This is a genomic window from Sulfuricurvum sp., assembly GCF_041651515.1.
GTDB lineage: Bacteria > Campylobacterota > Campylobacteria > Campylobacterales > Sulfurimonadaceae > Sulfuricurvum.
Genome location: NZ_JBAZJF010000004.1, coordinates 243,070 through 267,032 on the forward strand (window position 1 = coordinate 243,070; position 23,963 = coordinate 267,032).

The 23,963-nt window shown below is 44.1% G+C and carries 30 protein-coding genes; 10 read left to right on the plus strand and 20 right to left on the minus strand.

Going from position 1 to position 23,963, the window contains the following annotated elements; genetic code table 11:
• Positions 1 to 38: 38 nt before the first annotated feature.
• From WC407_RS09190 to mnmG, 8 genes are all read right to left on the minus strand, one after another.
• On the minus strand, positions 39 to 797 hold the full coding sequence (locus WC407_RS09190) for a 7-carboxy-7-deazaguanine synthase QueE (protein ID WP_373022327.1): 759 nt from the start codon (positions 795 to 797) through the stop codon (positions 39 to 41).
• A 1-nt stretch (position 798) separates the two neighbouring features.
• On the minus strand, positions 799 to 1,764 hold the full coding sequence (gene moaA / locus WC407_RS09195; RefSeq protein ID WP_373022328.1) for a GTP 3',8-cyclase MoaA: 966 nt from the start codon (positions 1,762 to 1,764) through the stop codon (positions 799 to 801).
• A gap of 157 nt (positions 1,765 to 1,921) precedes the next feature.
• Positions 1,922 to 2,317, minus strand: coding sequence for a hypothetical protein (locus WC407_RS09200; RefSeq protein WP_373022329.1), 396 nt, complete (start codon positions 2,315 to 2,317; stop codon positions 1,922 to 1,924).
• Between the two features lie 25 nt (positions 2,318 to 2,342).
• Positions 2,343 to 3,221 carry a c-type cytochrome gene (locus WC407_RS09205; RefSeq protein WP_373022330.1) on the minus strand — a complete coding sequence of 293 codons (879 nt, stop codon included), beginning with the start codon at positions 3,219 to 3,221 and terminating at the stop codon, positions 2,343 to 2,345.
• Positions 3,221 to 4,471: a cytochrome bc complex cytochrome b subunit gene (locus WC407_RS09210; protein WP_373022331.1), complete on the minus strand. Its 1,251-nt coding sequence runs from the start codon at positions 4,469 to 4,471 to the stop codon at positions 3,221 to 3,223. Before WC407_RS09210 ends, WC407_RS09205 begins: the two co-directional genes overlap by 1 nt.
• A gap of 10 nt (positions 4,472 to 4,481) precedes the next feature.
• Positions 4,482 to 4,982 carry a ubiquinol-cytochrome c reductase iron-sulfur subunit gene (gene petA / locus WC407_RS09215; protein ID WP_373022535.1) on the minus strand — a complete coding sequence of 167 codons (501 nt, stop codon included), beginning with the start codon at positions 4,980 to 4,982 and terminating at the stop codon, positions 4,482 to 4,484.
• A 42-nt stretch (positions 4,983 to 5,024) separates the two neighbouring features.
• Positions 5,025 to 5,912 (minus strand): hypothetical protein, encoded by an 888-nt coding sequence (locus tag WC407_RS09220; RefSeq protein WP_373022332.1) that lies wholly within the window; start codon positions 5,910 to 5,912, stop codon positions 5,025 to 5,027.
• Positions 5,909 to 7,780, minus strand: coding sequence for a tRNA uridine-5-carboxymethylaminomethyl(34) synthesis enzyme MnmG (gene mnmG, locus WC407_RS09225; protein ID WP_373022333.1), 1,872 nt, complete (start codon positions 7,778 to 7,780; stop codon positions 5,909 to 5,911). Before mnmG ends, WC407_RS09220 begins: the two co-directional genes overlap by 4 nt.
• Positions 7,781 to 7,899: 119 nt before the next feature.
• On the opposite strand from mnmG, the gene WC407_RS09230 reads away from it, so the two are divergent.
• Genes WC407_RS09230 through WC407_RS09240 form a run of 3 tightly spaced genes read left to right on the plus strand, consistent with a single transcriptional unit; the run spans position 7,900 to position 9,450 of the window.
• Positions 7,900 to 8,097, plus strand: coding sequence for a hypothetical protein (locus WC407_RS09230; protein ID WP_373022334.1), 198 nt, complete (start codon positions 7,900 to 7,902; stop codon positions 8,095 to 8,097).
• Positions 8,098 to 8,139: 42 nt separating this feature from the next.
• Positions 8,140 to 8,823: a tetratricopeptide repeat protein gene (locus WC407_RS09235; protein ID WP_373022335.1), complete on the plus strand. Its 684-nt coding sequence runs from the start codon at positions 8,140 to 8,142 to the stop codon at positions 8,821 to 8,823.
• A 12-nt stretch (positions 8,824 to 8,835) separates the two neighbouring features.
• Entirely contained in the window at positions 8,836 to 9,450 is a 615-nt protein-coding gene (locus tag WC407_RS09240; RefSeq protein WP_373022336.1) for a riboflavin synthase, read from the plus strand.
• Here the strand turns inward: WC407_RS09240 and WC407_RS09245 are convergent.
• The gene (locus WC407_RS09245) at positions 9,434 to 10,369 is read right to left on the minus strand and encodes an FAD:protein FMN transferase (protein ID WP_373022337.1); all 936 of its coding nucleotides are present in this window, start codon (positions 10,367 to 10,369) and stop codon (positions 9,434 to 9,436) included. The two genes, WC407_RS09240 and WC407_RS09245, sit on opposite strands and share 17 nt — an antisense overlap.
• A gap of 124 nt (positions 10,370 to 10,493) precedes the next feature.
• Between WC407_RS09245 and WC407_RS09250 the strand changes: the two genes are divergently transcribed.
• The 5 genes from WC407_RS09250 to WC407_RS09270 are packed head-to-tail and all read left to right on the plus strand — an operon-like array spanning position 10,494 to position 13,583.
• Positions 10,494 to 11,855: a porin gene (locus WC407_RS09250; RefSeq protein ID WP_373022338.1), complete on the plus strand. Its 1,362-nt coding sequence runs from the start codon at positions 10,494 to 10,496 to the stop codon at positions 11,853 to 11,855.
• The gene (locus WC407_RS09255; RefSeq protein WP_373022339.1) at positions 11,855 to 12,367 is read left to right on the plus strand and encodes an FMN-binding protein; all 513 of its coding nucleotides are present in this window, start codon (positions 11,855 to 11,857) and stop codon (positions 12,365 to 12,367) included. Before WC407_RS09250 ends, WC407_RS09255 begins: the two co-directional genes overlap by 1 nt.
• 3 nt (positions 12,368 to 12,370) lie before the next feature.
• A complete protein-coding gene (locus WC407_RS09260; RefSeq protein ID WP_373022340.1) occupies positions 12,371 to 12,850 on the plus strand; it encodes a hypothetical protein in 480 nt (159 codons plus the stop codon).
• Positions 12,850 to 13,278 (plus strand): hypothetical protein, encoded by a 429-nt coding sequence (locus WC407_RS09265; protein ID WP_373022341.1) that lies wholly within the window; start codon positions 12,850 to 12,852, stop codon positions 13,276 to 13,278. Before WC407_RS09260 ends, WC407_RS09265 begins: the two co-directional genes overlap by 1 nt.
• Positions 13,275 to 13,583 carry a hypothetical protein gene (locus tag WC407_RS09270; RefSeq protein ID WP_373022342.1) on the plus strand — a complete coding sequence of 103 codons (309 nt, stop codon included), beginning with the start codon at positions 13,275 to 13,277 and terminating at the stop codon, positions 13,581 to 13,583. Before WC407_RS09265 ends, WC407_RS09270 begins: the two co-directional genes overlap by 4 nt.
• Before the next feature lie 4 nt (positions 13,584 to 13,587).
• On the opposite strand, the gene WC407_RS09275 is transcribed toward WC407_RS09270, so the two are convergent.
• The 5 genes from WC407_RS09275 to luxS all read right to left on the minus strand — a co-directional run bounded on the left by WC407_RS09275 (position 13,588) and on the right by luxS (position 17,315).
• A complete protein-coding gene (locus WC407_RS09275) occupies positions 13,588 to 15,219 on the minus strand; it encodes a DUF1566 domain-containing protein (protein WP_373022343.1) in 1,632 nt (543 codons plus the stop codon).
• 62 nt (positions 15,220 to 15,281) lie between these two features.
• Positions 15,282 to 16,028 carry a tRNA (5-methylaminomethyl-2-thiouridine)(34)-methyltransferase MnmD gene (locus WC407_RS09280; protein ID WP_373022344.1) on the minus strand — a complete coding sequence of 249 codons (747 nt, stop codon included), beginning with the start codon at positions 16,026 to 16,028 and terminating at the stop codon, positions 15,282 to 15,284.
• Positions 16,025 to 16,471 (minus strand): hypothetical protein, encoded by a 447-nt coding sequence (locus tag WC407_RS09285; protein ID WP_373022345.1) that lies wholly within the window; start codon positions 16,469 to 16,471, stop codon positions 16,025 to 16,027. Before WC407_RS09285 ends, WC407_RS09280 begins: the two co-directional genes overlap by 4 nt.
• Before the next feature lie 35 nt (positions 16,472 to 16,506).
• Entirely contained in the window at positions 16,507 to 16,809 is a 303-nt protein-coding gene (locus WC407_RS09290) for a hypothetical protein (protein ID WP_373022346.1), read from the minus strand.
• Positions 16,809 to 17,315, minus strand: coding sequence for an S-ribosylhomocysteine lyase (gene luxS, locus WC407_RS09295; protein ID WP_373022348.1), 507 nt, complete (start codon positions 17,313 to 17,315; stop codon positions 16,809 to 16,811). The genes WC407_RS09290 and luxS overlap by 1 nt, the downstream gene beginning before the upstream one ends.
• Before the next feature lie 96 nt (positions 17,316 to 17,411).
• On the opposite strand from luxS, the gene WC407_RS09300 reads away from it, so the two are divergent.
• Positions 17,412 to 18,584 (plus strand): class II aldolase/adducin family protein, encoded by a 1,173-nt coding sequence (locus WC407_RS09300; protein WP_373022349.1) that lies wholly within the window; start codon positions 17,412 to 17,414, stop codon positions 18,582 to 18,584.
• Between the two features lie 9 nt (positions 18,585 to 18,593).
• A complete protein-coding gene (locus tag WC407_RS09305; protein WP_373022350.1) occupies positions 18,594 to 18,899 on the plus strand; it encodes a putative quinol monooxygenase in 306 nt (101 codons plus the stop codon).
• Here the strand turns inward: WC407_RS09305 and lsrK are convergent.
• The 6 genes from lsrK to WC407_RS09335 all read right to left on the minus strand — a co-directional run bounded on the left by lsrK (position 18,896) and on the right by WC407_RS09335 (position 23,896).
• Complete coding sequence (lsrK, locus tag WC407_RS09310; protein ID WP_373022351.1) at positions 18,896 to 20,428, minus strand: autoinducer-2 kinase; 1,533 nt, start codon at positions 20,426 to 20,428, stop codon at positions 18,896 to 18,898. The genes WC407_RS09305 and lsrK overlap by 4 nt on opposite strands.
• Positions 20,425 to 20,628, minus strand: a complete 204-nt coding sequence (locus WC407_RS09315; RefSeq protein WP_373022352.1) for a hypothetical protein — start codon at positions 20,626 to 20,628, stop codon at positions 20,425 to 20,427. The genes lsrK and WC407_RS09315 overlap by 4 nt, the downstream gene beginning before the upstream one ends.
• Before the next feature lie 97 nt (positions 20,629 to 20,725).
• Positions 20,726 to 21,682 (minus strand): thiamine pyrophosphate-dependent enzyme, encoded by a 957-nt coding sequence (locus WC407_RS09320; RefSeq protein WP_373022353.1) that lies wholly within the window; start codon positions 21,680 to 21,682, stop codon positions 20,726 to 20,728.
• A gap of 9 nt (positions 21,683 to 21,691) precedes the next feature.
• A complete protein-coding gene (locus tag WC407_RS09325; RefSeq protein ID WP_373022354.1) occupies positions 21,692 to 22,915 on the minus strand; it encodes a 2-oxoacid:ferredoxin oxidoreductase subunit alpha in 1,224 nt (407 codons plus the stop codon).
• Positions 22,915 to 23,328: a 4Fe-4S dicluster-binding protein gene (locus tag WC407_RS09330; protein WP_373022355.1), complete on the minus strand. Its 414-nt coding sequence runs from the start codon at positions 23,326 to 23,328 to the stop codon at positions 22,915 to 22,917. Before WC407_RS09330 ends, WC407_RS09325 begins: the two co-directional genes overlap by 1 nt.
• Positions 23,329 to 23,338: 10 nt before the next feature.
• The gene (locus WC407_RS09335; RefSeq protein WP_373022356.1) at positions 23,339 to 23,896 is read right to left on the minus strand and encodes a pyruvate flavodoxin oxidoreductase subunit gamma; all 558 of its coding nucleotides are present in this window, start codon (positions 23,894 to 23,896) and stop codon (positions 23,339 to 23,341) included.
• Positions 23,897 to 23,963: the final 67 nt, after the last annotated feature.

Below are 23,963 nucleotides of genomic sequence, written 5' to 3' on the forward strand. Positions count from 1 at the left end.
TTTGAAATCACATTGTGTGATCTCAAGTGTTATACGTATTATACTCCATGATTTTGATCCCATATACGGATATGGAGACGGTCGCTGTAGATAAATCCGCGCCGTTTACAAAACTCGATAACCGCTTCACAGTTTGCTTCGATATGGGCTTTATCCCCACCGAGCGGCATACAATAGACGGGGGTAAAAGGATGAGAGGCCACGATGGCGTCGATCTCTTCTTCAAGTACACTTGCCAACGAGGGTTCATCCACGCTGAATTTAAAAAAACTTCCCTGCGTGTGGGCTAAAATAGCCTCTATCACCTCAGGCTTTACCCGTCGGTTCAGCGGCTCACCGCTGTTAGAGAGTTTGACGGAGAGGGCATAGGTAGCCGCTGCATAGAAGGGATAGCGTTTGAAATCGGGTGCGATTGTCGCATTGGTCTCAAAGGTTACCCGATGTCCCTGTCCGATCAAATAATCGATAAATTCGACAAAAATCGGCTCATTCGCATAGATCAACGGTTCACCGCCGGTCAAAACGACATCCACATGCGGAGGCAGGCGATAACCGTTCATAATCCAGATAAGGGTTTGAAGCTCTTCGATCTCTTGCCACAGTTCGCCAAACCCTTTTCGATCGACGGCGTAAACGGTATCGCATCCGATCACTTCGCGCCCGTCGGGAGTTATCTCGGAACATCCAAATCCGGGACAGGTGAGATTGCATCCTCCAAAACGGAAAAAGAGGGAGGGGACACCCGTGTGTTTCCCCTCCCCCTGTATCGAGTAAAAATGTTCAACTAAATAGAGCATCTCATCCCCCCGTCTCATAAAATGCCCGTTTGGACTGTTCGCCGTCCGGATCAGACCAACGGTTCTTCTCTGGTTTGGTACGGATCACCTCTTTAAGTACCAAGGCCGCTTCTTTGATGTCACCTCGACGTACCGCATCACGAATCGACATTGCCTCGTCAAAATAAAGACACGGAATCAAATTCCCCTCTGCGGTAAGACGTATGCGATTGCATTTGGTACAAAAATCGTCTTTGTGCGGTTCGATGATTCCGAATTCATATCCGTCGTCAAGTCTGTAATAGTGTGATGGAGAGTGACCGTCAAAGCCTTGGTCTTCGTAGGCGTAGCGTTTGCTGATAACGCTTAACAGTTCATCACTGTTCATCCCCTTAATGTCCACCTCTGCATGCACGTTCTCCATATACTCAATAAAACGGATGACCATACCACGCGCTTTGCAATATTCTAGAACATCTAAAATTTCGTCCTCGTTCATCCCTTTCATCGGGACCATATTGACCTTGATTTTCAGCCCCACTTTAAGCGCCTCTTCGATCCCTTCTAAAACATTTTTTAATACATCTTTTTTCGCTATCGCTTCCGCAACTTCCGGTTTCAAAGAATCGATAGAAACATTGATTCGGCGCAGTCCTGCGTCGTAAAGTTTTTGCGCAGCGCCTTTGAGCAAAAATGCATTCGTTGTCATAGCCAGATCAATATCGTTTTTATAATCGTGAATCATTTTGACAAAACGGTCTAAATCTTCACGCAACAAAGGTTCTCCGCCCGTAATACGGATCTTTTTTACCCCTTCATCAATAGCAACTTTGATAAACTCAAACAACTCTTCGAAACTGAGCAGATTCTCTTTTGGAACCCATGAAAAGGGTTTTTCGGGCATACAATACTGACACCGAAAGTTACACCTCTCCGTTACCGAAACACGCAAATAATCGACCGTTCGGCCATAACTGTCTATTAACACGACTATCCTTGAAAAATTCCTATAATTAGGAGCGTTGCGCGAGTGTATCGAAAAGTTGTTTGGATTTTTATTTAGCGATAGGATTAGGAAGAGGAATCTGCCTCGAATGAGGAGCCAAAGGGGCTTTTCGTCCCTTTGGAATTAAACTACGATTTACTTACCAGCCGCGAACGACTGCGTGACATGCCGTACAAGCATTCACGATTTCTGAATACGATTGATGCGCTTTAGAGAATTGTTTTTTATCCAATGCTTTAAGCATTTCATCACTCGCGCTGTCAATACGTTTTGATGCATTGAAAGCGATATTACTCATATGTTGTTTATCTTTAGGAAGAAACTTTTTGGTTTCGTCCACATTGTGAAAAAGGGCATTGGCGCTGTGAATATCACTGACACCGCTCTTAATCAACGCAGGGGCATTATACAAAAACCCTTTTTGTACGCTGCTAAGGCCACTTTCCATTTGACTCATGTTCTTAGCCAATGTATCGTCTGCCATTGCACCGCTACCGACAAGTGCACAGAGAGCTAATATTTTGATCATTTTCATATGTTATTCCTCTGAAAGGCACACCTTAGTGTACCTCCTCCCAAATTTTTCGTTTCCACAAATAGGCGAAAATCGCAAATACGACTGAGTACAAAATAACCCATAGGCCAAGACTCTCACGCTCTGCTTTTTTCGAGTCACCGACCTCTTCCATATAGGCGATAACCTCTTCTTGCGCTTTTTCGTTCAATCCCACACGTGGCATTGAAGTCCCTTTGAGCAATACTTGAGGATCATTCACGAAACTATGTAAATAGTGTTCACCACGGCTTTTGATATATTGAGACAAATCCGGTGGTGTCGTCCCCATATAGTTTTTAAGGCTATCACTAGGAGTTGTCGCTTCAATGCCCGCGTATTGCATATTGTGACATCGTCCGCATGCCGCTTCAAACGTTGCTTTGTGCCCTTCTTTATCATCCGCTACTTTTGGAGCAACCGATTGAAGATAGGCTACAACGTCCATGATATCTTGAGGAGACATCCAGTTGTACGATGGCATTGGGAATGCTTTTCCACTCTCAGGAGTGTATTTGTGCTGCAAGTGCATTGCACTTACCGGATCAAAAATAAAGTTAGCCAAGAAGTTTTTATCGTAAATACGACCCGCATGACTCAAATCCGGTGGAACAACACCGTACGAAGCTGCAGCATCGGCATTCGGCATAATCGCAGGATGCCCTGCTTTTTCGATTGCGTGACACGCAATACAGTTTGCTTCAACAAGCGCTTTACCGTTTGAAGTATTACCCTCAAGTGAAGTATCGACGTTTTTTACATCTTTAAAAGTGAAATCAGCTGCAGTAACTTCAGGATGCATTACACTGTGTGCATACGGTTCAATACCGTAATAAGTAATGCCGACAAGAGCCATAATAACGGCTAAGATTTTAAACTCTTTCATTATTTACCCTCCACTTTTTTCGCTTCTAGTTTAGTGATAAACGGCAATGCGATAAATAGAATAAGGAACGTTAATGATGCACCAAATCCTACCCACGCATTCGGGCCGGTCGGAGGTAATTTACCAAATTCTGTAAGAACCATCAAGTCTACAATCATCAACCAAAACCAGTATTTAAAGTAAGGACGTTGATTTGCCGGTTTAACCATCGGTGAACGATCCAACCATGGCAATACAAGGAAAATAACGTTTGCAAAACCAAATGCCATCAATCCTAATGATTTACCGGAAATACCTGCGATTTCAAAGAACCAACCGCGTAATACTTCATAACTCCACAAAAAATACCATTCAGGATAGATATGTGAAGGTGTTTTAAGCCCGTTTGCTTTATCAAAGTTGATCGGGTCCATTGCGAAACCGTAATGGAAGAAAACCAAGTAGAAAAAGAAAACCAAAAAGACACCCAAAACAAAAAAGTCTTTTGACAAGAATACCGGCCAAAAAGGGATAACTTTTGAACCTTTTTTATCACCTGCTTTGAATTTTTTCGCTTCCTCTTCGAAATCGAAAAACTCACCCGCTTCGTTATTAACGTGCGGAAAACGGAGTGCATAAAAGTGAAATACAATCGCACCGATAATCGCGAGAGGGATCAATAATACGTGAAGCATAAAGAAACGGGTCAATGTAGCATCCGCAACGTAGAAGTTACCGCGAATCCAAACCACCAACTCGTCCCCGATAAACGGAATACCGCCGAAAATCTCTGTAATTACGTACGCAGCCCAGTAAGACATTTGTCCCCATGGAAGCATGTAACCACTAAATCCTTCTGCTGAGAAGAGCATAAACAGAAGCATCCCTGAAATCCAGATCATTTCACGCCCTTTTTTATAAGAGCCATAATAGATACCGGTAAACATGTGGATGTACACGATCAAAAATACAACCGAAGCACCAACCGCATGAATGTGACGGAATAACCAACCATACGCAACTTCTTGCATAATAGTGTAGTTAACGCTGTCAAATGCCATATTGGCATCCGGTTTATAATACATCAAAAGGAAAATTCCAGAAACCACCAAGAAAGTAAACAAAACGGTTAGTAATACACCCATCGCCCACAAGAAATTGATATTTTTAGGAATCCAATATTCGCTCATCATCACTTTTGCAAAGTTAATGACACCTAAACGCTGGTCGAACCACTCGAGCATCGAATCTGCTTTTTTAAATTCTGCCATCTCGCTCCCCTTACGCTTTCGCCGTCATTTTTTTGTATTCCGGGCCTTCATCACCCAATACAAGAGTCACACCGTCAAGTTTGAACGGAGGGATATCGAGCGGACGAGGTGGTGGTCCAAATGTATTTTTACCATCAGCAGAATATTCTCCGCCGTGACAAGCACATTTGAACATTTTTTTATCCCCTTCATATCCAGGGATACAGCCAAGATGGGTACAAAGACCGATCATAACTGAGAAATAGCTGTCACCAATTTTGACACTACGGCCATCGGTTGGTTTCATATCTGCGCTGTATTTAAGAATAAACACCGGTTTACCCCGCCATACAACGATTTCTAATTTGTTGGCTTCTAAGCCCGATACGTCAACCGTTGTAAAACCGGCAGACATAACACTTGGAAGCGGATCCCATGTTTTCTTCATCGCAAGTAGGGAGGCTATCCCCCCGACAGCGGCGACGGCACCAAAGGCTTTTCCGACAAACCCTCTTCTGCTTTCATCCATCATTGTCATCTCACTTAGTTTGGAAATTTAACCCTCTATCATAAGTTAAAAAGGTTTAAGTTTCACTAAATCGAAAGTTTTTCTTATGAATTCGATTACTTCACTGTTACTTTTTTTGAAGATGTGATAGCTATGTGATGGAGCCTCTTTTAGTGCTTGCATAAGCTGTTCTGGGCTAAATCCATCAATAATCGGGATAAACAGTGATTCAAATAACGGAATGAAATCTCTAGGATAATCGCTCCTTTGTAAATAAATCGGTTTACCGCCGCCGATTAAGTTTTGAAGCACTGCTTGAGGAGAAGCGCTCACTAAAATCTCACTTTGGCGAATCACCTCATCATAGGCTTCCGTCTCATGAATCGTCACAAAACTCTCTTTGAGCGCGTTCTCATATCCGAGAAAATGGTAAAACCCCATCAATAAATCCATTTTATACGGGGCGAAAAGCGCTTGATTGGCTTCCAAATCTTTCTCATAATCATCATCACCGAAGAAAAGGGCCAAGGGAATAGTTTTCGGAAGCTGCTCGTAATAGCGTTCATTGACCGGAATGGCTTTGCAAATACCCTCACCCTCCAAATACGGTGAAATTAAAAACTCATTGGGGTGCTTAACATCGGAGGGATCATCACTGATACGGATTAAGGGGGAGAAAAATTGGGTCATATCTTCCAAAAGGGTGGGATTGATCTCCGCCGAATCAAAAATAATTTTGTCCCCGTGTTGAGCGATTTGGGGAATATTCCGCACCAAATCCACTCCGACGGCTCGTTTAATCCCAAATTCTTTGGCTTCTGCCGCAATCCGAAAATCAGAGCATAGCAAAGTAATATCAATCTCTTTTTGGAGTTCATTGACAATGGCAACAGCACGATGGAAACGATCCAAACCGATACGGTGTCCGGTGTGGACGTAATAAAAAAATCTCATTTTTTGCCCGCCATTTTGATGTAAATTTGTAAAATATCCAATGCCGCAGGGGTCATTCCGCTGATTTGCGATGCCGCTTGCAATGTTGGTGGATTAAATTTTCCCAATTTATCGACAATCTCGTTCGATAACCCCGAAACTGATTTAAAATCGAAATTTTCAGGGATTGCGATATGGAGCATTTTCGACATTCGCTCAATATCTTCGCTTTGCTTTTCAACATAACGGGCGTATTTAGCTTCAATCAAAATTTGCTCTTGGGTGTATACATCCAATTCACCTAATTTCGGAAATAATTGAATCAATTTTTCTTGTGTAAAACTTTTACGGGACACAAGTTGAGCAGCCGCTATTTTGTCATTGATGTGCTCTTCGTCTATCGACGCTAAAAAGGCTAAGAACTCTTTATTTGGGGTGTAAATCGTCTCTTCAAGAAGTTTCAATCCCTCTTCAATTTGACGCCGTTTTATCTCAATCCGCTCCATCTGCTCATCACTGATTAAGCCCAATGCGTGTCCATAGCGACCCAGACGCAAATCAGCCGTCTCTTCACGAAGAAGAAGCCGATATTCGGCGCGGGAAGTGAACATACGATAGGGCTCTTTTGTCCCCTTGGTCACCAGATCATCGATGAGGACACCGATGTATGCCTCATCACGACGTAATATGAGCGGTTCTTTGCCTTGAAGTGATAATGCGGCATTAATCCCTGCCATCATCCCCTGCGCAGCCGCTTCTTCATATCCTGTCGTCCCGTTAAGTTGTCCCGCGCAATAAAGGTTTTTGACTTTTTTCGTCTCGAGGGTATGCTTCAATTCGGTTGGATCAACATAATCGTACTCGATGGCATAACCGTAACGGACAATTTTTGCGTTCTCCATCCCGTGAACGGAGTGGATCATTGCTCTTTGAACATCCGGCGGAAGAGAGGTGGACATACCGTTAATATAGCACTCGGTATTTTCCGCCGTCTGAGGCTCAATAAAGAGGTGGTGACGCTCTTTGTCGCGGAAGCGGTTGATCTTGTCTTCGATACTGGGGCAATAGCGCGGGCCTACCCCTTCGATCTGTCCGGTGAACAACGGAGCACGATGAAAATTCCCCTCGATCAACGTATGGGTCTCTTCATTCGTATAGGCGATATAGCATGGGAGCTGTTTTTTTGTCCGGGCAAATTCTTCCCGATCGGTGCGAAAACTAAACGGTTTGGGAAGTTCATCCCCCCCTTGAATCTCCATCACGCTAAAATCAATAGAAGAGCTGTCTACGCGGGGACAGGTCCCCGTTTTGAGCCGTCCGACATTAAGCCCCGCGTCACGGAGAGAATCAGTCAGCCCTTTTGCCGGAAACTCTCCGAAACGTCCCGATTCTTGGGTAATTTCGCCGATATGAACGACACCGTTAAGAAAGGTCCCGGTTGTTAAAATAACCCGCTTTGCACGATATTCATTCAGAAGATGGGTGCGTACACCGATGACCGTACTGTTTTCAATAATAAGGGTATTGACCGTCTCTTGGATCAGTGACATATTGGGCGTTGTTAAAATCGTGTTACGGGCGATAATACGGTAACGATCCATATCAATCTGCGCACGGCTTCCCCGAACAGCAGGACCTTTAGTGATGTTGAGAATACGAAACTGGATACCCGCTTCATCGGTAAGCAATCCCATCTCTCCGCCAAGAGCATCGAGTTCACGTACTAAGTGCCCTTTTGCCAATCCTCCGACTGCCGGATTGCAGCTTGTCGCTCCGACCTGTTCGGCTAACATTGAGACCATCAACGTATTGTGTCCCATCCGAGCTGAAGCAAGTGCGGCTTCGATTCCGGCGTGTCCTCCGCCGACGACGATAACGTCATAATTCATTATTACTTCTTTTTGCGTAAATTATTAATGCAATTATAGCTTCCATTGTTGAAACCTATAAATATCGAAAGCAAAAATAGCTTACAATTAAGCAAAACTTTTGATGACGAGTGATTGCCATGAATGACGAAAAACCAAAAACATTAGAAGAGCTTCTCAAAAATTATGACCCTTCACCGATGGAATATGATCCGAATGTTGATGGCGATGAAGAGCATTTGATCCGAGATCAGCTTCTTGAAGAGAAAGAGCGGCTCAAAGATGTTATTACCAAACTTAAAGAAAAACAGCGCCTTGATCGGAAAGTGCGTCGCTAAAGCACCCTAAGATATAATCCGCCAAAAAGAGACTAAACGACCATGATCCAAACTGCATTTGACGCTTTTAATCGGGGAGATTACCCCGCTGCCCTCACCCATTTCACAGCCCTTGCGGAGATGAACCATCCGACTGCACTCTCTTCACTGGGGTATATGTTCCAAAAAGGGTTCGGAGTATCCCAAAATCTCGAACGTGCATTCGAGCTTTATACGCAAGCAGCGCAACTGAATGAACCGACCGCTATCTTCAATCTTGCTCTTATGTATGCAGACGGTGTCGTCGTAGCACATGATCAGTATAAATCGCATGAGCTTCTCATCCAAGCCGCCGTACTCGAATTTCCTCAGGCACAATTTGAGGCCGGACTGAGTCTGGAACGGGGTCTTGGATGTATCCAAAACTTTTCAGAAGCGGCATTTTGGTATGAGGAAGCGGCAAAACGGGGTAATGCGAATGCCTTCAATAATTTAGGCGTTCTTTATAAAGAGGGACATGGCGTTCCACAAGATTACCCACGAGCCTTTATCTGTTTTTCGCGCGCCGCCAATATGAACCTCCCTGAAGCCCAATATAATTTAGGACTGCTCTACGATCAAGGTCTCGGCTGTGATGCGGATCATGATACGGCATTGGAATGGTGTCGTAAAGCAGCCTACAACGGTCATGAAAAAGCGAAAAGTATTATCAGATCGCTCCAAGAAGAGGGTAAAATTGTATTTTAACAAAGGAACACTATGTTTACAGGACTGATTCGAGAGATGGCAAGTGTAAAAAGCTTCGGAGGGAATCGCCTCTCCCTCAAAGCGGCGCACAAACCTAAACTTGGGGACTCAATTGCCATAAACGGCACCTGTCTATCAGTCGTCAGTATCGAAAGTGACGGCTTTTCCGTCGAACTCTCCCCCGAAACGCTCAAGCATATCGCTACCGAAAAGCTCTCAGGAGCAGTCCATATCGAACCGGCTATGATGATGGGAGATCGGTTTGAGGGGCATATCGTTCAAGGACACATCGACACGATCGGAACCATCCGCTCTGTCACGGACAACGGCAACAGCTATGATGTGATCGTCGATGTCAATGCGGAATTTATCCCCCTCATCCCCCCGAAAGGTTCCATCACTATCGATGGGATCAGCCTGACGGTTAACGAGGTTATGGTAGATGCTTTTCGCCTCACCATCATCCCTATTACTATGCGAGAAACCCTCTTTGGCACCTATAAAAAAGGGACACGGGTTAATATCGAAACCGACGTATTTGCCCGTTATATGCGCCATATACTCACCTCATCGACTAAAAAAGATCTCAGCTGGAACGACATCGACCATATCAGTGCCCTCTACTGAAACAAACCCCCATCCAGTTTTTCAGATTTTTACTTTGTACCACTCTACCGTCATTATGAACAAGATAATAATAAACACCCGATATCGATTTCAGTAAAGCCATCCCCTCTTTTTCATCCATCACAGCCACTGCGGTACTCAAAGCATCCAAAGCCGTATTATCCCCCTCCCCCATTAACGTCACGGATGCAAACCTCTGTTCAGATTTTCCCGTTTTAGGATCAAGCAGATGGTTGTGCTTTTTATTACGGATATACCGTTCATAATTACCGCTGGTACTAATCGCAAACCGTGAGAGTGATGATGTTACCGTAGCAATAAAAGCATTCGGATGAAACGGATCGGTGATTTTGACCTCACATTCTCCCAAGCATCCGATATCCCCGCTAGCGGCAATTACCGCTTTCGTAATCCCGTGTTGCATCAAAAGTTCAATGGACTTATCGACGGCGAATCCTTTGCCTATCCCCCCTAAATCAATAATCGTTCCCGGAGTCACATGAACACGATCATGATCAATTTTCAGGTGATCTTCCCCCACAAAAGTGAGCGCATGATTAATCTCAGCCGATGTCGGAAGTCTCTCTTTCGCTCCGAAATGATACGCACCGTGACTCAATGAACCGATCGTCACATCAAAGGCACCGTGCGTAAGTCGATTCATTTCAACAGAACGCGCTAATACCTCACGGATAAGAGCAGATACATTTATATCCTCGTTACGATTTAACCGTGAAATTTCCGAATCACTCTTATAGGTCGAAAGGCGTTGATCCAAATCACGAAACAGATCAAATACCTTATCACTCAAATTCTCATCGTCCACACGGACACTGATTAATGTCCCCATATGCACCTGTGTCCGCTCATGTGCACCAAGCAGTGTTCCCAACACCAAAAAAAGAATAAATGTTTTCATATGGAAAGTTTACCATGACAAAAACTCTTTTAAGTAAATGATAGTTATTTTCAATATTAACTTTAGATTCAGGTTTGTGCTCTATACTTTCGTTATTAATAATCATAATCAAAAAGGATAACGGATGAAATCTCTTCTATTTAGTACCGTTACGGCGATGGCGATAGCAACAACCTTGAGTGCCGATGAAATGAGTGATCTCAAGGCTCAACTTAAAGCTCTAAGTGAACGCCTTGCAACATTAGAGGCGAATACTAAAACGCAAACCGAACAAACGCAAACGTTGACCGATGAACTCATCAATGTCCAAAATGCAACCTCTTTCTCAACGGTCGATACTACAAAAACAGAGGCCGGATTAGGAATTGCAGCATCCAAAGTGTACTATTCGAAAAATCCTCTCTCCATTGGGGGATACGGCGAGCTTTTCTATTCTAGTCAGCTCAACAAAGGCGATACACAGGTTGATGCCAACGGGGTACGGGGAGGAAATACCTCTGAAGCGTATCGTTTTGTCCCCTACATCGGATATAAGTTCAGCGATACTATTATCCTCAACTCCGAAATCGAATTTGAACACGGCGGTGCAGAGATTTCGCTTGAACAGCTTTATATCGATTTCCTCCTAGATCCGAAATTTAATGTCCGTTTGGGTCAACAAGTCGTTCCAATGGGGCTTATCAATCTTAATCATGAACCGGTGATGTTTAATACCGTCAGACGCCCGGATGTGGAAACCTATCTCATCCCATCCACTTGGCATGAAAATGGTCTTACCGCATACGGCTCGCTAAACAATTTTCAATACGCTGCCGGCACCGTCATAGGACTTGACATGGGACTGGCAACCCATGACGGTGCCGTATCCCAAAGAGGGGTTAACTGGATCCGAGATGGCCTACGCGGTGGTACCGAAACCAATAGCGCAACCTCCAATATCGGAGGAGTAGCGCGATTAGATTACATAGGAATCAACGGTTTACTCGTAGGGGCTAGCGTCTATACCGGTAAAGCAGGTCCTGCCAATAAAACAGGTGCACAAGAGGGATCTCTGTTCATGGCAGACCTCCATGCCCAGTATCAAACGGAAGGGTTCAAGATCAAAGGGCTTTACACCCAGACACAATTAACGCATGCCGATTCCTATCAGGGCAACGCTATTGCCGGATTTGATTTCAGTGCAATCCCTATGCCCGAAAAAGGTCACGGCGGTTATGTGAACTTAGAGTATAATATCTTACCATTTTTCGCACAAACGGCGAATCGCCTTCCACTCTTTTTCCAATATGAAAACTATAATCTTGCTTCTCGCATGAATGATGGAACATCCTTTGGAACAACGGAAAGCTTCACCTACGGTTTCAACTATTTTCCGCATGAGCAAGTTGTCTTGAAAGGGGAATATAAATTGCGTAATAATCGCAACAGTATTGATACCTATGCGGCCGAGGGAATCTATTCGTTTGGATTAGGATTTATCTTTTAATGAAAACACTATTACTTTTATTCCTCTCTTTTACCGTTAGTTTCGCCCAGGTATTGGGCGATCCGATCGCACTGACCCAGCGCGTGTTCAGTGCGAAATCGGTTGAATCGCAAAATATCATTCTGAGCGAAGAACAGACTCAGCAGCTTTCCAAAGCCTCGATGCAAAAAATAGAGACAAAACTTTATCGGCTCTATATTGCCAAAAATGATGCTAAAATCGTAGGGTATGGGGTATTGCTCAACAAAAAGGTACGTACCAAAACCGCCATTTCCCTTTACCTCATCGGAACCGATAATAAAATCAAATCCATCGAGATTGTAGCCTTTAATGAACCGATGGAATACCTCCCCACCAAAACATGGCTGGACGGATTTGACAACAAAAGTGCCGCCAATACCCTCCGTCTTAATCAGGATATCCCGACCGTCAGCGGTGCTACCCTCTCGGCACGCGCTATCACCGACGGAGCCCGTATCGCACTCTCGCTCATCGATATCGCAAAGCCCTGACCTATGAAATTTATCGCCTCTAAAAAACTCTCCGATAACACCACATTACGCGCCGTCATGATGTGGATGCTCATAGCCCTTATCCTCGCGATGGGGTTAAACATTGCCGCCAAATCGATCGATTACGGAACCACCCCTACCCAATGGGAAAACACCATCTTGGGCAATGAAGCCGAATTTATCGACCCGCTCAGTTTCAACGACCTCCTTTTAGCCGTTCATACCGAGCTGTTCGGACTGCTATTGGTCTTTATCCTCATCGCATCCCTTAGCGCTCGCACCTCCCGCCCAGTTATTGTTAAAATGGGTTTCTTGAGTATAACACTGCTAACGCTTATCCTCTACCCTGTTGCTCTTCTAACGGCGCCCTGGTTTGGATCGATTAGTGTTATTATCGCTGTATCTGCATATCTCCTTTTTCATACCTTGATGATTGCAAGCGGAACCGATCTGTTTATTGCACTTGTGCGGAACAAACTTTAATGCATCGATTATTGCGTCTTTTGGCACTTGTATTTGTTGCTTTAGTCTTGCTGCAAGCATTTATGGGGGGTATCCTCTTCTACAAAATAATAGGCTTTGGTGCCGATCAGATATTTACCTATTACCATGATAAATCCTTTCACGGTCTCCTCGAAGTCATTCTTCCCCATACCCTCTTTATCGGCATTGCCCTTATGAGCACACTCCATTTTTTAGCGTTTATCGAAACCCTCACAGATAAGATGAAAAAAACGGCTACCCATTTACTTTTTACCCTTTTTATCCTCGATCAGACCAGCCCGATTCTCATCCTTTTGGGAATGCACCTATTTACTTACGTTAAAATGGTCGCTTTTATCGGATTTGAGTTAGGATTAGGATGGGTTTGGGCATTGATCTTTAAACAAACCCTGAAGGAGCTAAAATGATTAAGTGGATGATGATGGGCGCTTTTATAGCCGGACTGGCCCTTTCACTCTATAAACTCTATCTTTTCCTCCCCCAAAAGCCCTTAGCGGATGATGATACGACATCCGAATCGGTTGAGTTGCTAGAGCGGATTATGGTCGAATGCAACAATGCCCACCCGCACCTCGATGAAGAGTCTCTTTATCAGATGATGACAGAACACCACAAATTTGATCCGAAACACTTTTGGCGTTTTAATGAAAACCGCCTGCGCCACCTCATCGAGCACTATCGCCTAAAAGAACCGGATTTTCGTATAAATTAAAAACCTATTGTATTTTTCTGTAACAACGAACATTCCATCTATCATTTTTACTATTGCTCGTTAAACTTAACCTGTTTTTACCGCCAACATAATTAAAATAAACTCTCCAAGCGGTTAAATCGGTGTTTTGAGTTGATGACCAATATAAATCTTCAACATGATACTTCAAATCTTGTTCCTCAAAAAACAGTTGAAATAATGTTTCTTTATCAGGTAAGCGCCAATCATCATATCCATCTAATTTTAAATCTAAGCAATAATTCATGGCTTCATTCCATGTCAACTTGAGTGTCACTGTATCTTGATTATCTTGCCACATTATCATATTTTGGATACTCTTTTTTTCTTCCCTTATAGGCTCTGTTGTAATATTAACAGGTTCAATCTTTAGGGTTGGGTCAACTTTAAGTACCGTATCTTTTGAAACATTATTCTCAAGTAATGGAGAAGATACTTTTTTTAATTCGTCTTTAACTTCATGTATGGGCAATTCAAGTCTTTTTTCATTCTCTTGTATCATCTCAACATTTCGCTTTGCTAATTCATCCCCATTAGTAGCCGCCAACGTAAACCAATAAAGTGCTTGTTTTCTATCACATGGCACTCCTATTCCTTTATAATAGAAATGTCCTAAACTCATTTGTGCATAAACATTTCCGCTTTGAGCCGCTTTTCTATACCACTCAATCGACTCCTTCATATCACGATCGACACCATTCCCTTTTTCATACAATTCGCCTAAAATACGCTGCGGTTCAGACATACCTATAGAGCCAAGCATATGAAAACGTAAAACATCAAAGCGCGAAATACTCTGCGACAAATCAGTTTTTGGAGAAAACAACATATAAATAATTAGAACAATACTAGCCAGTAAAAGGTAACGTACAAATTTATTTGAAGACGGTCGATCTGATTCATTTGTATCCATCCCCGAATCAAGGCTTACTTTCATTTTATCTTGAAAATAACGGCTGAGCGCTTCAAAGCGCTGAACTTGCCGACCGATCAATATCTCTTCAAACAACGGATAAATAGTTTCCGGTACAAACCTTTTTAAATATTCTTGGGTTATTTCAACTTTTTCTTTATTCTCGAAACCTAGAAAATTCAACAGAACTATCGCAAACAAAGCAATCTCTTTTTCGCGGCTCTCATTTTCTGGCTTCAAACTCCAGTTATCGCTAAAAAAAAGCTTGATTTCACCGCCATCATCTACGAAGATATCTTTTAGGGACAAGTCATCCAATCCTATCTCGTTTCGTTGCAGTAAAACCAACGCTCTTAAAAGACCCTCTCCGATTTTTCGAAAACGATCTTCATCATATCGTTCCAAAGGCTTGAGCATTTTGCCTTTTGGTATCTCAGAGACCACAAAACCAGAATCACCTTCACGAAAAAAATCAGATACCTGAATGATACATGGGAGCGAAATCTTTTTAATTTGAGATGCTAAGTTCAGCCACTTATCGTCTGTAGCGTTTCCATTTCTCTCAAAAAATTCGGTGATCCATACCGTTTTATTTGAACGCATATCTTCAGCTAACCACCGACAATAGTGTTTTTCAGAGTGTAGCGTTTCAGTCAACATATAATGGGATATAAATCTTTTTTCAAGTGTCACAATAAAATCCATACCATATTAAATTTTAATTATTTAACACTCTGATAATACACTAAATTTCATAATAAAGAATGCTAATTAAAAAGGCTTCCATCGCTTAAACTCGTAGCATTCGGATTGCACCCGATTTTATGCGCCATATCGACTTTCTCAAACTCGCTTAGTTCCCGTCGTGATGCAATCGTCGCATTACGATACCCCTCACCCGAATTGAGATAAACACTAAAGCCATTTTCATACAGTGCCAGCCGTGTAGCGAGCGCTGTCGAATAGGTCGTAACGATACCATCCTCTCCCAACAACCTCGCAATATCGGAAAAATACTCTTTTGTCCAAAGTACCGGGTTAACCGAAGGGCTGAAGGCATCCTGATAGCACACGTCCCACTCCCCCTCTAACTCCCGCATTGCAACCCGTGCATCCATAATATCGACGGTGATTTGTGTCCGCTCATCTTCATAGCCACCGAGGGTTGCAATGTCGATAATGACATTTCGGTACGGCTCAAAAATTTCGGGATAGGGGAAATCGACAAGCGAAGCGACCAGTTCGCCGTCGAGTTCGGGGGAATAGATTTCGAGCGTCGTATCGGGATAATAGGTGTCACGGTAATAGAGGCTCAACAGGGTATTAAACCCCAAACCAAAACAGATATCGATAATACGGAGATGATCTTTCTGCGGGTGCAGTGCAAAAGCGGGTTCGATGTGTTTTTTGAGCGATTCGTTGAGAGCGCCGTCTTTGGTCGAGTGATAATGCTCGTCGTATTCACTGCTATACGCGGTATAACTGCCATCTTCGCTCTGTACCCACTCTTTCATAGCCCGTTGCCCCACATATGCATCTTCTTCGCCACAATTACATCATACCCCTCTATCAAATCACCAATCGTATTTGCCGCACGAAATTCCGATTTTTCCAATAAAGCCTCCACATCTGATGTCTCCATCACCCCACATTTTTGAATAATAATAACCTCAGCGGAGTTTTCGAGTGACCGATAGACGAGCTGTAACAGTTTTAAAGGGAGAGAATGCAAATGCAAAATATCCTGAAGAATGATTGTCTCATAATCGCGAGTAGCCGAACGAATGGGAGAGTTAAAATCTTTGATCGTATCGACTTTAGAGAGGTAAGGAGATAGGTGTTGCGAATGTTCCCCCGGATATAAGGAAAGATCAACCGTTGCGTTAAAAGGTTCTAAAAAAACACATACCTCTTCGATCAATGTATCCGCATGAGAGGTCGCCACCAGAATTTTCATCTGCGGTGACGTTTGAAACAAATCACAAAAAGAGATCATAGAGCCAAGTCGTGAAGTTCTCTGAATAAATACGCTTCGACAATATCATCGATGGTGCGCTGTGTATGGGCGACAAGAACCATCATCTGCTTATCGATAAACTCCATTACGGGTTCATAGTTATTGGTGACGATAACGGCATCAAGCCACGCTTCGATTTCATTGCGGTCGGTATAGAAATTGATCTCTACTACGCGCCCCTCTTCCACTTCGACGGTAGCCCAATGGGTGGCAGACAAAATTCCGGCTAACTCGCTCTCTTGCGTATCATCTCCGTTCATCGGCAACAAAAGAATCATTAGTCGTTTACCTTTTCAAGGTCAAGTTTCAATGCCTCGTTGTCCATGATATCGATGTCTTTGCGGAGCACTTCGGTCGCAATCGCTTTCGCATCTTCGAGGGAGTGCATTTTATAGGTGCCGCATTGATAAATATTGAGTTCAGGTATATCACTTTGTTTTTCCACCGCGAGGATATCTTTCATCGACGCTTCCCACGCATCGGCAACGATCTCTTCACTCGGTGTCCCGATCACGCTCATATAAAATCCGGTACGGCATCCCATCGGAGAGATATCGATGATCTCCGTACTCTCTGAATTAAGATGATCACGCATAAACCCCGCAAACAAATGCTCTAATGTGTGAATCCCCTCCGGTGATAAAATCGCTTCATTCGGACGGCAAAAGCGAAGATCAAAAACGGTAATATCATCCCCTTTGGGTGTTTTCATTCCCTTAGCACGACGAACGGCTGGGGCTGGCATAATAGTATGATCTACGCAAAAACTATCAAGTAATGGCATGAATATCCTTAAAATCAATCTTTTATTTGCGCTAATATTAGCACATTTCATCCTTGCATCGCTATAATTTGGCCACTAATAGAAGGATCTAACATTATGACAAGTCTCTTTGACGACGCAACCGCTATCCAATTTCAAAATGACCCACTGGGGATGAGAGTTTATACGTCTCAACTGCTAGGTCAAAGCAAAGAGTTGGTTCTCCACGGCGGCGGAAATACCTCGGTTAAAATCGATAACACCCTCTACGTAAAGGGGAGCGGTTGGAACCTAGATACCATTGAAAAAGCAGGGTTTTCTCCCGTAAACCTCGAGGTGCTTTTAGAGATGGCAACACGCGATAGGCTGAGTGATACTCAAATGGTCGCCGAGCAGCGTGCCGCGATGAGCGATCAAAGCTTCCCCAATCCCTCCATCGAAGCGATCCTCCACGCCATCATCCCCTACACATTCGTCGATCACACCCATGCCGATGCGGTCGTTACCCTAACCAATACCCCCGAAGGGAAAGCATTGGCTCATATGCTCTACGGGGAACATATGCTCATCATCGATTACGTGATGCCCGGATTTGAACTGGCAAAACATATCTATGAGATGACCCGTAATATCGATTGGAATAGCCTTACGGGGATGATTTTGATGCATCACGGCGTATTCACCTTTGATAATGATGCCAAATCTGCCTATGGGAAAATGATTGATATCGTCACCGTTGCCGAAGAATATCTTGCAGAGCATGTTACCCTAGCGTGCGGCGATTGCGAAGGGAAAGGAGATATATCCATTGCCACTGCCGTCGCTAATGAAGCATCAAAACTTCGCAGATGCGAACTTTTCCCGCTCCTCATCGATTCGCCTCGCGCCCAGCTTTTCAGTATCCTTCCAAATCTCGAATCACTCGTAAAAAAGGGGGGATTGACCCCCGAACACGTGATCCGAATCAAACCGTTCCCTGCCATCATTGCTAACGATATTGCAGTGGGGATCGCTCAATTTGCAGCGGATTATAAAGCCTATTTTGATACCAATGCCTCCTCGGAGCACATTTGTCTCGATCTCGCTCCGCGCTATGCAGTCGTCAAAGGGGTCGGGATCGTAGTGCTCGGAAAAGATGAAAAAGAGTCCCGCATCATCGGCGATATCGTCAAACACACCATCACCGCTATCCTCTCTGCCGAACAACTCGGGGGATGGCAATCACTGTCATTAGCTCAGATGTTCGAGATGGAATACTGGGAACTTGAACAGGCAAAACTCAAAAAATAAGGATACAACATGAAAATTACGAAAAAAGTGACCTTTATCGCCAAAGAGGAACATATCGCAACGGTAAAAAAATTATTAGAAGATATGGTAGCACCCTCACTCAAAGAGCCGGGATGTCTGTTTTATTACATCTTCCAGTCTCAAACCAATCCGCGCAAATTCTTCGCCGTCGAATCATGGGCAGATGAGGAGTCGTTAGAAGGGCACAAGCATACAGAGCATTACGCCTACTACAAATCGCACTACGAGCCGTTTGTGGACGATAAATACACCGAAGAGCTTGATTTACTCGATCCTAAAGCGTATCAGTTCTAAATCCCTGGAGCCTTCCACATCGGCTCCAATATCCCATCACGTACTAATTCCATCTGTTTGGCGTACACTTTGAGCCATCTCTCTTTGATCTCGCCGTATTGTTCGTGATTGGCCGCGTTCGGTTCATACATCCGCTCGATTTTGACGATATTTTTCCCCGCCTCTTCAAAGCTTTTATATTCGCCTGAACCGATCCCACACGCCATCGCCACGCCCAGTGCAGTCGCCTCTTTGACTACCGGTACACGCACTTCTAATCCTGTAACATCCGCTAAAATCTGCGACCACAACGATCCGTTGGATCCCCCACTAGCAAACGTGATGGAGGTGGGTGAAACACCGCTGAAAGCTTTGATGTTTTCTAGATTGATCGCACTCACGATACACGCGTTCTCTTCGAGAGATCGAAACATCGATGCGATGTTATATTTTGACTCATCCAGCCCCAATCCGATAAACGAAGGGGACGCATGTATCCACTCGCCGTAGTTCATCCGATCACTAAAAATGGGGGTAATGCCGTACGATCCGACCGGAACCGAGGCGGCCATTGCTTCAAGTTCTACATAACTTTTTCCGCATCCGAAGGTATTGCGAAACCAGCGCATCACCAACCCTGTAAAAAAGGTAATCCCCTCTGCCTGAGACATTCCGCGTACGACATGCGGATTAACCCGCAACAGCATCTCATTGGAGAGTTTCGCATCGCTAGGGATATTGACCACCTGCTGCCAAAAACTCCCTCCGAGTACTACTGCATCACCAAGCTTGGATGCTCCCAGACCCGCCGTACCGATCTGAACGTCACCGCCCCCCATTACGACGAGGGTATCACGGCTTAATCCCGTCTCACGTGAAGCTTCTGCACTGATATGACCTAAAACTTCTCCGCTCTCTCGTATCGGGACAAATAAATCTTTGAGTCCACATTGTTCGAACTCTCTTTTGTCCCAATTTCGATTTCGGAGACTAAATGAGCCTGCCGTACCAGCATTGGATGGTTCAGAAGCTAGCTCACCACTGAGTTTGAAAAGTATCCAGTCGCTGATCATCGTAAAATAACGGGCTTTCTTATACAGCGAGAGACGATTGTTTTTCAGCCATAACAACCGAGGTGCGGCAGAGAGGGCAAAGGTTTGTCCGCTGATGGCGTAACTCTCTGATTCCAATGAGGGAAATGCTTTTTTGAGCGAGGAGACTTCTTCACCTGAGCGGCCGTCGACATTGGCTACGCCCCAGAGCTCACGCTTTTCACTGTCATAAACAACAATCCCCTCACGCATACTCGATGCCGATACCGCCACAATCTCTGACGTATTGATTTGCGCTTTAGCTATTGATTCTCGGATGCACCGCTTCGCAAGTTCCCAACCGTGAACAAAATCAAATCCCATCGACCCCGCAACGCCTGTCTCAGCAATATGCTCCCACTCGTATTGTGCAATGGAGATTTGATTCCCCGTTGTGTCAAAAAGTATGGCACGGATACTTCCCGTCCCCGCATCAATGACAAGAAAATATCGGTTCAACGAAGCTCTTTCATATTCACAAAAACATCCATCGGTACATATTGATCCATATCCTCTTTCACTTTATCAATGTGAATATTGCATATCGAACTTTTTAACTCTTCTGCAAGTTCTATAAGTTCATGAATATGTTCACGCTTTTCAATGCCGCGTGCGGAACATCCGGTAACACCGATGTGGTTGTAGGTCATGCGATACATAATTAATTCCAAAACTTTTATTTTGGTATAAGAAGCAAAGAGAGTTCCAAAGTTATATAGAAGAGAATATGGAGAAAAGAGAGGGAGAGGAAGTGTCTTAGACACTTGCCTCTTCACGACGTTGAAGATAATCCCATTTAGCATCGACGCGTGCTTGCCACTCGTCGATAAGGTATTCGTATTGTTTGGTGAAAAGGTGTTTAAAACGCCCTTGTGCACCGAGGTAATCGCGTACCGGAATAATATTTTTCGGACGGTAGGTAATGTTTAATTGAGTACCATCAATGATTTCATACAATGGGAAAACCAATGAATCGGTTGCCAAATCGGAAATCGCAATGGTATCTTCCGGAGCAAATTTCCACTCAGTTGTACATGCTGACATCGCATTGATATAAACAGGACCTTCTGCTGCAAATCCTTTTTGGATTTTAGCTACCATGTCTTTCCATTTATTTGGAGCAACTTGAGCTACATACGGTGCACCGTGCGCTGCCATAATCGCCATCATATCTTTTTTATTTCTTTTCTCACCGTAGCTTACACGTCCCGCAGGTGTAGTCGTTGCCGATGCACCGATCGGAGTAGAAGATGAACGTTGTCCGCCGGTATTCGCATACACTTCATTGTCCAAACAAACGTACATCATGTTGTGTCCGCGTTCGAAACATCCTGAAATCCATTGAAAACCGATATCGTAAGTTGCACCGTCACCGCCGAATGCAACAAATTTAGGGACGCGATCCGGTTGTTTCAAACGCCCTTTGGTTTTAAGCGCTTTGTACATCGCTTCGGCACCTGCTACTGCAGATGAACCGTTTTCAAATCCGATGTGGATCCACGAAGCATCCCATGAAGTATACGGATAAACGGCCGTACACACTTCCAAACATCCTGTTGACGCTGCAAGGATCAAATCATCGTTGGTAGCATTTAAGACTTCACGAACAATAATCGAATGGGCACAGCCCGGGCAAAGAAGGTTAGCCCCCTCAAAGCGATCCGCCGAAGTGGAAAAATCTTTGAGGTTTTTAATTTTTTTAATTTCTGACATAATTGCCCCTTAGAAAAAAGAGAGTTTCGGTCCGCGAAGGCCGATGTACTGTTGCAATGGAGTGGTTACTTTACCCGCATCCGCATTTGCTTTAAGATCCGTAAAGATGCTCACTAAATGTGCTTTCGTCAAGTCACGTCCGCCCAATCCATAGATGTAATTCGTCAATACCGCTTTGGTATCCGTGTTGAATAACGAACCTGAAATTTCATTAAAAAGTGCTCCAACGGTACCGTGTGGACTAGAACGATCCAATGCACCGATTGCTTTAACATTTTTCAATGCTGCTGCGATTTGTTCCAATGGCCATGGACGGAATACGCGGATACCGACGACACCCGCTTTAATGCCGTGTTGTGCACGCATCTCTTCCGCTACTTCTCGAGCCGTTTCAACGGATGTTCCCAAACATACGACCGCAACTTCAGCATCTTCCATGTTATAGGTCTCAACAAGATTGTATTTGCGTCCGCTCAATTTTTCAAAATCATCGAAAGCCGCTTGGATTTTAGGAAGAACCGCTGTCATCAAGGCATGCTGTTGACGTGCTTTATGCTCAAAATGCCAATCTTCTTCCGTTTGTACCCCGTGGGTTACAGGATGATCAAGATCGAGCATATCATTCATCGGTTGATATTGACCTACAAAATTGTATGCCACTTCATCGGTAAGAGTGTGAACCCCTTGAGCTGTATGAGAGGTCATAAACCCGTCTTGGTGAACCATTGCCGGCAAACGAACATCATGATCTTCTGAAACTCTAAAAGCAATAAAGTTCAAATCATACGCTTCTTGCGGGCAATATGAATCGAGCTGAATCCAACCGCTATCACGTCCCATGTACATATCGGAGTGGTCACCGTTTACGTTCAACGGCGCACCGATAGCACGGTTAACGACGTTAAGAACGATCGGCAAACGCATACCTGATGCAGAATATAGGGTCTCAACCATCAAAGCAAACCCTTGGGAACTCGTAGCCGTTGCTACACGTCCGCCTGCGGCAGCTGCACCGATACAACATGACATTGCACCGTGTTCAGATTCCGTCATTACGAATTCACCGTCTACATACCCATTTGCCGTAAAACCGGCATAATTTTCAACGATAGGAGTCGATGGGGTAATTGGGTAAGCGGCAACAACATCCACTTGCACTTGGCGAAGCGCATGGCTCGCCGCCATATTACCGTCCCAGACTTCAATATCGCGTAGTTCCATAGTATCAGCCATTAGTCTTCCTTCACTTCGGTATCAGCTTTTTTCTCTTTTTTAGGCCATTCGGCAAGTGCCGCTTCTTCGTCTTTTTGTTCCGGGAACATTAAAAGAGATTTAGGATTGGTCGGACATACCTCGACACAGATCCCGCACCCTTTACAATGATCGAAATCAATCCCGATCATCTTTTTATCGCGAGCAATAATCGACATATCCGGGCAATACACCCAGCAAAATTGGCAATCAATGCAGTAGTCTTTGTTAAACAAAGGCTTTTCAATACGCCAATCCGCTACACTCGCAGTAAACGAGTTTGATTGTGAATAAGGGCGATCTTCAGGCAATGTCGTCGCGATATCGCGTGTTGCTCCGTCAAATGAACGAAGCATAGCACCGATTTCAAATCCATCCCATCCTTTTTTTTCCATCATGTGCTCCTTATTTCACTTCATCATACGCGCGTTGAATCGCGATCATGTTAGCATCGATAATTTTTTGTGGTAATTTTTTCAGTACCCGTATCATATTCTCTTTGAAAAAATCCATCTCATACATTCCGGATATTTTCATCAAGGCGCCTAACATAGGTGTATTCGGAATTGCTTTTCCAATTGTCTCTTGTGATATCTTGATACAGTCTACGGTATACACTTTTTTACCTGCAAGTTTAGGCTGTGACGCGATCAACTCTTCGGTACTCATATGCGTTGTAATGATATAGACAGTACTCTCTTTTTCATTTGCTGTAATATCTGCCACATAAACAAGTGCAGGGTCAATTACCAAAACATAATCGGGACTCATGAATTTTTCGTGATTCATAATCACTTTATCATCGACACGGTTATACGCTGTCATCGCAGCTCCCCGTTTGGCTGAGCCGTAAAATGCGAATGCCTGAACATGCTTACCGGTGGTGGATACAACGTCTGCCAAACCTTTTGCACCTGTTACGGCACCTTGTCCGGCTCGACTATGCCATCGAATTTCCAGCATGACTTCTCCCTCTGACTTAAGTTTTAAGTTGAATTTTATCAATGATGGTATTCTATGAAAGTTGCTC